The 7,958-nt window shown below is 72.4% G+C and carries 11 protein-coding genes; 5 read left to right on the plus strand and 6 right to left on the minus strand.

Annotated features, from left to right (window positions below; translation table 11 throughout):
* The 6 genes from GV126_RS29235 to GV126_RS29255 all read right to left on the minus strand — a co-directional run.
* Positions 1-418: hypothetical protein (locus GV126_RS29235; protein WP_159672350.1), on the minus strand; the 418-nt coding region annotated here is incomplete at its 3' end.
* Positions 419-501: 83 nt separating this feature from the next.
* A complete protein-coding gene (locus GV126_RS35920) occupies positions 502-651 on the minus strand; it encodes a hypothetical protein (RefSeq protein WP_185948403.1) in 150 nt (49 codons plus the stop codon).
* A 103-nt stretch (positions 652-754) separates the two neighbouring features.
* The gene (locus GV126_RS29240) at positions 755-961 is read right to left on the minus strand and encodes a hypothetical protein (RefSeq protein ID WP_159672352.1); all 207 of its coding nucleotides are present in this window, start codon (positions 959-961) and stop codon (positions 755-757) included.
* Between the two features lie 92 nt (positions 962-1,053).
* A complete protein-coding gene (locus GV126_RS29245; RefSeq protein WP_159672354.1) occupies positions 1,054-2,142 on the minus strand; it encodes an NADH-quinone oxidoreductase subunit B family protein in 1,089 nt (362 codons plus the stop codon).
* Entirely contained in the window at positions 2,139-2,684 is a 546-nt protein-coding gene (locus GV126_RS29250) for a hemerythrin domain-containing protein (RefSeq protein ID WP_159672356.1), read from the minus strand. The genes GV126_RS29245 and GV126_RS29250 overlap by 4 nt, the downstream gene beginning before the upstream one ends.
* 244 nt (positions 2,685-2,928) lie before the next feature.
* On the minus strand, positions 2,929-3,489 hold the full coding sequence (locus GV126_RS29255; RefSeq protein WP_159672358.1) for a hemerythrin domain-containing protein: 561 nt from the start codon (positions 3,487-3,489) through the stop codon (positions 2,929-2,931).
* Between the two features lie 387 nt (positions 3,490-3,876).
* Between GV126_RS29255 and GV126_RS29260 the strand changes: the two genes are divergently transcribed.
* From GV126_RS29260 to GV126_RS29280, 5 genes are all read left to right on the plus strand, one after another.
* Positions 3,877-4,314, plus strand: coding sequence for a phage holin family protein (locus GV126_RS29260; RefSeq protein ID WP_159672361.1), 438 nt, complete (start codon positions 3,877-3,879; stop codon positions 4,312-4,314).
* Positions 4,315-4,468: 154 nt separating this feature from the next.
* Entirely contained in the window at positions 4,469-4,915 is a 447-nt protein-coding gene (locus tag GV126_RS29265) for an SPW repeat protein (RefSeq protein ID WP_159672363.1), read from the plus strand.
* A gap of 228 nt (positions 4,916-5,143) precedes the next feature.
* Positions 5,144-6,592, plus strand: a complete 1,449-nt coding sequence (locus GV126_RS29270; protein WP_159672365.1) for a glyceraldehyde-3-phosphate dehydrogenase — start codon at positions 5,144-5,146, stop codon at positions 6,590-6,592.
* A gap of 280 nt (positions 6,593-6,872) precedes the next feature.
* Complete coding sequence (locus tag GV126_RS29275) at positions 6,873-7,346, plus strand: GNAT family N-acetyltransferase (RefSeq protein ID WP_159672367.1); 474 nt, start codon at positions 6,873-6,875, stop codon at positions 7,344-7,346.
* Between the two features lie 114 nt (positions 7,347-7,460).
* On the plus strand, positions 7,461-7,958 hold a 498-nt coding region (locus GV126_RS29280), incomplete at its 3' end, for a PAS domain-containing protein (protein ID WP_159672369.1).

The raw sequence follows: 7,958 nt of genomic DNA on the forward strand, positions 1-7,958 counted from the left end.
CGCCCTGACCCTGACCGGGGACACCCCTGCCGCGACACCCGCCCGGACCCGGGCCGGCCGTCCTCGCCTCCCCGTCACCGGCCTCCCGGTCCCGGGCGGGTGTCGCGGCAGGGGTGTCCCCGGTCAGGGTCAGGGCGAGTCCGCCGCTGCACCGGGAGGTGATGTTGAACAGGAAGGCGCACACCGTCGCGAACAACGGGACCACGACGACCGCGCAGCTGGCCAGCGGCGGCACCCAGGCCGGGGACGGCCAGAGCTCCTTCCGCAGCAGGCTCTGCAGCGCCCACAGGGGCGGCAGGGTGACGGCCAGGCACACCACCATGCCCAGCGTGGCCGCGAAACTCGCCGTGAGCACCGACCACGTGCCGGTCCCCGTCATCCGTATTCGGGTGTGCGGGTGCTGCCCGCTGGAGCCCATGTCCTCTCCTTCTGCTCGGTCCTCCTCCCGGGGCAGCCGGCGCTGCTCGCCGCGGAGTCCGGCACCCCGTACGGGTACGGCCGTCAGCGCGGGCGACGGGAGCCCGCGCGGAGGCCGACCATCCGCCAGATGCGCACCTCGCGCACGATGCCGGGGATCTCCTTCACCAGCAGGGCGAGCGCCACTCCGCCGACCACGGCGATCTGCGCCGCCAGCACACGTTGGGCCGTCATGCCCGTTCCTTCCCTCGTCCGTCCTGCTCCTGCTCCTGCTCGTGCTTGTGCTCTGCTCGTGCTCCTGCTTCTGCTCGTCCTGCCCGTGCCGTGGTCCGGCCGGTCACCCGGGGGAGATGTTCGGCATGATCTTCATGATCGCGTTGTGCTTCTTCCAGTGGATGCCCGTGGACCGCCGGGCGTCGGAGGTGCCGTCCCGGTGGTGGCCGGGCTGCCGTCGGTAGGGGCCGAAGTTGCCCTGATGCAGTCCGGGGACGTGGGTCGGGGTGTCGGGCCTGACGTCGGGCCTGCCGACTCTGATCCTGCCCATGATCCGCTCCTTGCCGTGACCGCTCCGTGGCGTGATCCGCTCGGCGCCGTGATCTGCTCCGAGCCGTGATCCGCTCCGGGCCGGTCCCTCGTTCAGGGGCGCCAGTGCGGGTCGTAACCGGTCGTCAGCTCCGGCCCGTTGTGGTGCCACTTGGGTTCCTTGTTCACCGCCATGCTGGTGATGCCGCGCAGCCGCCGGATGAAGGCGCCGTAGGGCTTGATGAGCACGGACGACAGGCTGCCGCCCGTGGGCTCGTCCATGAACGGCATGAAGGCGTCGGGGAAGCTCGGCATGGTGCAGCCGATGCAGATCCCGCCGACGTTCGGGCAGCCGCCGATGCCGGCCATCCAGCCGCGCTTGGGCACGTTGCAGTTGACCACGGGCCCCCAGCAGCCCACCTTCACCTGGCACTTGGGCGAGTTGTAGTCCCTGGCGAAGTCGGCCTGCTCGTAGTAGGCGGCGCGGTCGCAGCCCTCGTGCACCGTCTTCCCGAACAGCCACTGCGGGCGCAGCATGTGGTCCAGCGGCGGGGGCGGCGCCGAGCCCGCGGCGTGGTAGAGCACCCAGGTCAGGGTCTCCATGAAGTTCTCGGGCTGGATCGGGCAGCCGGGCACGTTGACCACGGGCAGGGCGCCCTGGGACTTGAAGTCCCAGCCGAGGTAGTCGGCGAGGCCCATGCAGCCGGTGGGGTTGCCCGCCATCGCATGGATGCCGCCGTACGTCGCGCAGGTACCGGCCGCGACGACCGCCCACGCCTTGGGCGCCAGCTGGTCGATCCACCAGTTGAGGGTGAGCGGTTCGCCGGTGTCGGGGTCGTTGCCGAAGGAGGTCCAGTAGCCGCCGTCCTCGATGATGTTCTGGTTGGGGATCGAGCCCTCGATGACGAGGATGAACGGGGCCAGTTCGCCCCGGGCCGCCGCGCGGTAGGGGGCGAGGAAGTCCTCGCCGCCCAGGCTCGGCGAGAGCACCTTGTTGTACAGGTGCACCTTGGGCAGTCCTGGGATCAGCCCGAGCACCAGGTCCTCGATGGCCGGCTGGCCCGACGCCGTCATGGAGACGGTGTCGCCGTCGCAGCTCATGCCCTCGGAGATCCAGAGGATGTGGATCTCGTCGAAACCGGCTCTCTCGTGAGCCCCCTCGGGTTCCTGGCTCACCTCGACGGTGCCGCTCTGTACGGTCATGTGCTCGGCCTTCCCTGGAGACGGTCGCGGACTCGGTCGTAGGCGGCGGCCACCGGGCCGAGCACCGTCAGCCCCGGAGGACGGTCCGGCGCGTGCGGGTGCGGCCGGGTCGGGGCCCCCTGCTTGGCCTGTTTCAGCAGCCGGCCGAGGCGCTCCAGGTGTTCCTGGGGCGCGTGGTCGCGCACCTCGGGCATCAGCTCGCCCTCCTCCTCGCGCACGTGCTCCTCGACCTCCCTCCTGAGCTGGTCCATGAGGTCGGCCTCGCGCGTGTCGCCGGAGGGCAGCTTGTCCAGGGCGTGCAGCAGTTTCTTGACGGCCATGTGCTCGACGAGGTGCTCGTCGATCCTCCGCCCGCCGTCCGGGAGGACCTTGCGGGCCATCGGGTAGAACATCATCTCCTCGAGCGCGGCGTGCTTGGACAGCTCGCGGATCGTCAGCTCGACCACCGCGCGGCGCTGCGTCTCGTTGGCGGCGGCGTGGTAGTCGCGGAACAGCTGCTCCACCATGCGGTGGTCGTGCTTCAACAACTCGATGGCGTCCATCGCACCTTTCCTCGGGAGGGTGGGCCGCCCCCGTCCGCCCCCGCACCAGGCTCACACCGCCGGCCGCGGGCCGCGCGCCGAGCGGGGACAGTGGGGTGAACGCCCCCGGCCCGCCCGCGGCCGGCGGTGTCAGCGGTGGCGCCCGGCCCTCCGGGGGCAGCGATGGCGCCCGGCGCGCCCAGGCCGGCGGTCAACGGTGGTGGCCGGTCCGCCGGTGTCGGCCACGGCGCCCGGCTCGTCCGTGTCAGCGGCGGCGCGCGGCCTGGCGGGCGAGGTCACGGGCCCGGTCGAACGGGCCGAGCAGGGGTGCCGCCAGCTTGTTGGTGGCTTCGTCGTTCACCCAGCGGTGCGGCCGGGTCGGGGCGTACGCCTGGGTCATGCGGACCTCGGCGCCCAGGAGCCGGAGCCGGCGGGAGCCGACCGCCCGGCGCAGCGCCGCGAACTCCTCGCGCTCCTCGCGGGCGGCGTGGGCGAGCACGGCGCGGCGGACCTCGTTCAGCCGGCGCAGATAGCCCTTGCCGTAGGGTCCGGTGTGCCACAGGCCGACGAGGAGTTCCTTCGCCTCCTTCTCCTCCTGGCGCCGGCGGGCGGCGAGTGCCGGGCCGGACGCCAGGACGCGACGGGCCACGGGGTGGACGTGTGCCTCCTCGGCCGCCTCGTGGACCGCGAGCAGCCGCATCAGCCGTTCGAAGGCCCGGCGGCGTCCGGGGCCGGGCAGCGCCGCACGGTAGAACCCCCGCCGGATCTGGGCGTGCTGCCGGGTGAGGACGTCGACGGCGTCCTGCCGCATCAGGGAAAGGGCCATGGGTCTGCCTCCGTTCCGCTGAGTCCTGGGGGGAGGTCCGAGCGCTCGAAGTACCCCTGGCGTCGCCCGGGCACACGCGATCCCGACGCTCGGCCCGCACCCGATCCGCCTCGGCCCCGCACCCGACCGGCCCAGGCCCGCACCCGATCCGCCTCGGCCCCGCACCCGACCGGCCCAGCTCCCGCGCCCGACCCGCCCAGGTCCACTCCCGACCGCGCGGGCCTCGGCACCGACCGTGCCGCCCCGCACCGCGTTTCTCCCTGCCCGGCGGTGGCACCCGGTTGAGCGCGTCCGGGCCACCGCCCCGGCGGGGCGACCGCGCACGCAGGACGCGAAGACGTGGAGACACGAGACGTGAAGACGTGAGGACGAGAGCAGGAGGCGACCATGAGTGCACCGGGCGGCGACGCGTCCTCGGGCGCGGGCCGGATGGGCGACGCCGCGGCCCGTCTGGGCCGGGACGCCGCGGAGCTGGCACGTGACGAGGTCAGGGCGATGCGGGACGACCTGCTGGCCGCTGTGCGCCGGTTCGGCGTCGGCGGTGCGTTGTTCGCGGGTGCGGGCGTCTGCGGGGTCCTGGCGCTGTGGTCGGCGCACCAGACGGTGCTGCGCGGCCTGGAGGCGGTCATGCCGCGCGGCCGGGCCGCGGCGACGCTGACCGGTGTCTACGGCTCGTGCGCCGCGCTGCTCGCGCTGGCCGGGCGCAACCGGGTGAAGGCCGCCGCCGCCGTGACGGCCGGCACCCTGGAGAAGGAGGCGGACGACCTGCGCTCCGGGCCGCCGACCCCCGGCCCGCAGGCCCCCGAGCCCGGCGCCGAGGAGTAGCGTCCGCGTCCCGGCCCTGGCAGCGGTCACCCCGGGCCACCGCCCGACGTGACCCACCTCACTCGAAAAGCGGGACAAAACCCCGGTGGGCGGGACGTACCTGGGAAACCGGCGCAGTGACCGACACACATCTCATGGAGAGGAGACGGCAACGATGTCGTATCCGCAGCACTCCACCGACATGGGCACCCACCCGGAGCTGACCGAGATGCGCGAGCGGCTCGAGCACGCGGCGTCCAGCGGCCGTGGGATCGCGCTGGAGGGCCTGATCGTCCTGTCGGGTCTGTACGCCGCGATCTCCCCCTGGGTGGTGCACTTCTTCCCGCAGTCGGACATCACGGTCAACAGCCTGCTCGTCGGCATCACCATCGGCCTGATCGGGCTCGGCACCGCGCTGGCGCCCGAGCGGATGTTCCGCATGGGCTGGGCGCTCGCACCGCTGGGCGTGTGGCTGATCATCTCGCCGTGGGTGGTGACCGCCGCACACACCGCACGCGCCGGGATCATCTGGAACAACGTCTGTCTGGGCGCGGTCGTGACGCTCCTGGGGCTGGCCGCCATGGGACTGACGGTCGGAGTGTCCCGACACCCGCGCGACTGAGTCGAGGCGCCCGGGCGCCCGCGCCACTGACCCGAGGCGTCGTGGGGCTCGCCACTGCTCCCGGGCGCGCGTCCCCGACGCGACGGCGGGCCGTCACGGTGGAACAGCAGGGTGACAGCCCGCCGTTGGCGTGCGGGGCGATCTTCGACACACCCCGTGGTTGATCAACATCTCATCGGGTTAGCATGTGGGCGCATATGAGCGCCCCCTAGCTCGAAAGATAGATCTGTGACTGTCAACGACGACTCGTTCACCAACTGGAAGCACCGCGAGGAGATCGCGGAGTCGATGATCCCGATGATCGGGAAGCTGCACCGGGAGCGGGACGTCACCGTCCTGCTGCACAGCCGCTCCCTGGTGAACAAGTCGGTGGTGAGCATCCTCAAGACCCACCGCTTCGCCCGGCAGATCGCCGGCGAGGAGCTGTCGGTCACCGAGACCCTGCCGTTCCTCAAGGCCCTCACCACGCTCGACCTGGGCCCGTCCCAGATCGACATCGGCATGCTGGCCGCGACGTACAAGGACGACGACCGCGGCCTGTCCGTGGAGGAGTTCACCGCCGAGGCCGTCGCGGGAGCCACGGGCGCCAACAAGATCGAGTGCCGCCAGGGGCGCGACGTCGTCCTCTACGGCTTCGGCCGCATCGGCCGCCTGGTCGCCCGCCTGCTCATCGAGAAGGCCGGCTCCGGCAACGGCCTGCGGCTGCGCGCCATCGTCGTGCGCGGCGGCGGGGCCGGCGAGGACCTCGTCAAGCGCGCCTCGCTGCTGCGCCGCGACTCCATCCACGGCCAGTTCCAGGGCACCATCACCGTGGACGAGGCGACCAGCACGATCGTCGCCAACGGCAACGAGATCAGGGTGATCTACGCCGACGACCCGAAGCAGGTGGACTACACGGCGTACGGCATCAAGGACGCCATCCTCATCGACAACACCGGCAAGTGGCGCGACCGCGAGGGCCTCTCGCAGCACCTGCGCCCCGGCATCGCGAAGGTCGTGCTGACCGCGCCGGGCAAGGGCGACGTGCCGAACATCGTGCACGGCGTCAACCACGACACCATCAAGCCGGACGAGCGGATCCTGTCCTGCGCCTCGTGCACCACCAACGCCATCGTCCCGCCACTGAAGGCGATGGACGACGAGTTCGGGGTCCGGCGCGGCCACGTGGAGACCGTCCACTCCTTCACCAATGACCAGAACCTGCTGGACAACTACCACAAGTCCGAGCGTCGCGGCCGCAGCGCGCCGCTCAACATGGTCATCACCGAGACCGGTGCGGCCTCCGCCGTCGCCAAGGCGCTGCCCGACCTCAAGGCGCGCATCACCGGCAGCTCGATCCGCGTGCCGGTGCCGGACGTCTCGATCGCCATCCTCAACCTGCAGCTGGCGCGGGAGACCACCCGCGAGGAGGTCCTCGACCACCTGCGCCAGGTCTCGCTGACCTCGCCGCTCAAGCGGCAGATCGACTTCATCAGCGCACCCGACGCGGTCTCCAGCGACTTCATCGGCTCGCGCCACGCCTCGATCGTCGACGCCGGGGCCACCAAGGTCGACGGCGACAACGCGATCCTCTACCTGTGGTACGACAACGAGTTCGGCTACTCGTGCCAGGTCATCCGCGTCGTCCAGTACGTCTCGGGCGTGGAGTACCCGACGTTCCCGGCACCGGCGGCCTGATCAGGACCCGCTGAGCACCGGCCCCCGGCGGAGGGGGCACGCCGGACGGCCGGTCCTCCCTCAGCGGGCGGGGCCGGCCGTCCGGCGTTCGTCCGGCGTGTCCTCCGGCGCACCCCCGGCCGCTCAGCCCGCGTGGACGTCCCGATCGCTCCCCGTACCGCACAAGACACTCGGCCCGCCCGGAAGGTGCACACACCCGACCCGGCCCGTAAGTTGCCCACCGGCCGCGGCCGCTGCCCCGGCCGGTGCGGCCCGGCCCCGCTGTGTGAGACTGCCGCCCATGATCCGTACCGCGACGCCCGCCGACATCCCCGTCCTGCACACCCTGATCCGCGAACTCGCCGCCTACGAGAAGGCACCCGACGAGGCCCGGGCGACACCGCAGCAGCTCACCGAGGCGCTGTTCGGCGAGCGTCCGGCGGCGTACGCGCATGTGGCCGAGGACGCCGACGGCGAGGTCGTCGGCTTCGCGCTGTGGTTCCTCAACTTCTCCACCTGGCGGGGCGTGCACGGCATCTACCTGGAGGACCTCTACGTGCGCCCGCAGGCCCGCGGCGGCGGCCACGGCAAGGCGCTGCTGACGGAGCTGGCCCGGATCTGCGTCGAGCGCGGCTACGAGCGCCTGGAGTGGTCCGTCCTGAACTGGAACCGTCCGGCGATCGACTTCTACGAGGCCATGGGCGCCCGCCCGCAGGACGAGTGGACGGTGTACCGGCTGACCGACGACGCGCTGCGGGCGCTGGCGCGGCCGTAGGTGTGCTGTCCCGGGACGTTGGTGCGCTCCGCGGGGATCTCCCGGGCGGCGCGACGGGTGCCCCGATGGGAAAATGTGCCGGTGGGGGTCCTGCCCGTGGATGGGGATGAGCACATGGGCGTCTACGGTGCGTCGAACGCCGCGTGGCCCGGCGATCCGTTCGATGTCACGTCCACGGCTGTCGCGGTCGTCGACGCCGAGGGGTTGATCGTCCACTGGAGCCGGGGTGCCCAGGACCTGCTCGGCCACCCGGCCCGCGAGGTGCTGCTGCGTCCGGCCGCGGCACTGCTGGCGGACGGTGATCCGGCCGGGGTGACGGCCTGGCTGCGCCGCCTCGACCGGGGCGGCGAGGGCATGATCACGGTGCGCCACCGGGCGGGGCACACCGTGCGGCTCGCCGTGCGGGTGTGTCCCCTCAGTTCGCCGGCGGGCAAGCCCACCTGGCTGGTCGTCGCGGGGGACGCGGCGGACAGGCGGCGCCAGGCGCTGTTCCAGGCCGCCGCGCGCGGGCTGCTGGAGCAGTCGCCGATCGGCGTCGCGGTGCTGGACACACGGCTGCGCTACCGGTGGGTGAACCGCGCCCTGACCGGAATGGAGGAGCCGGCCCCCGCC

The organism is Streptomyces mexicanus (assembly GCF_902506575.1).
In the GTDB taxonomy this organism is placed as follows: Bacteria; Actinomycetota; Actinomycetes; order Streptomycetales; family Streptomycetaceae; genus Streptomyces; species Streptomyces mexicanus.

Excerpts from the sequence above, each read along its gene's own strand:
- GV126_RS35920 (WP_185948403.1), bottom strand. The coding sequence starts at position 651 with ATGACGGCCCAACGTGTGCTGGCGGCGCAGATCGCCGTGGTCGGCGGA.
- GV126_RS29240 (WP_159672352.1), bottom strand. The coding sequence starts at position 961 with ATGGGCAGGATCAGAGTCGGCAGGCCCGACGTCAGGCCCGACACCCCG.
- GV126_RS29245 (WP_159672354.1), bottom strand. The coding sequence starts at position 2,142 with ATGACCGTACAGAGCGGCACCGTCGAGGTGAGCCAGGAACCCGAGGGG.
- GV126_RS29250 (WP_159672356.1), bottom strand. The coding sequence starts at position 2,684 with ATGGACGCCATCGAGTTGTTGAAGCACGACCACCGCATGGTGGAGCAG.
- GV126_RS29255 (WP_159672358.1), bottom strand. The coding sequence starts at position 3,489 with ATGGCCCTTTCCCTGATGCGGCAGGACGCCGTCGACGTCCTCACCCGG.
- GV126_RS29260 (WP_159672361.1), top strand. The coding sequence starts at position 3,877 with ATGAGTGCACCGGGCGGCGACGCGTCCTCGGGCGCGGGCCGGATGGGC.
- GV126_RS29265 (WP_159672363.1), top strand. The coding sequence starts at position 4,469 with ATGTCGTATCCGCAGCACTCCACCGACATGGGCACCCACCCGGAGCTG.
- GV126_RS29275 (WP_159672367.1), top strand. The coding sequence starts at position 6,873 with ATGATCCGTACCGCGACGCCCGCCGACATCCCCGTCCTGCACACCCTG.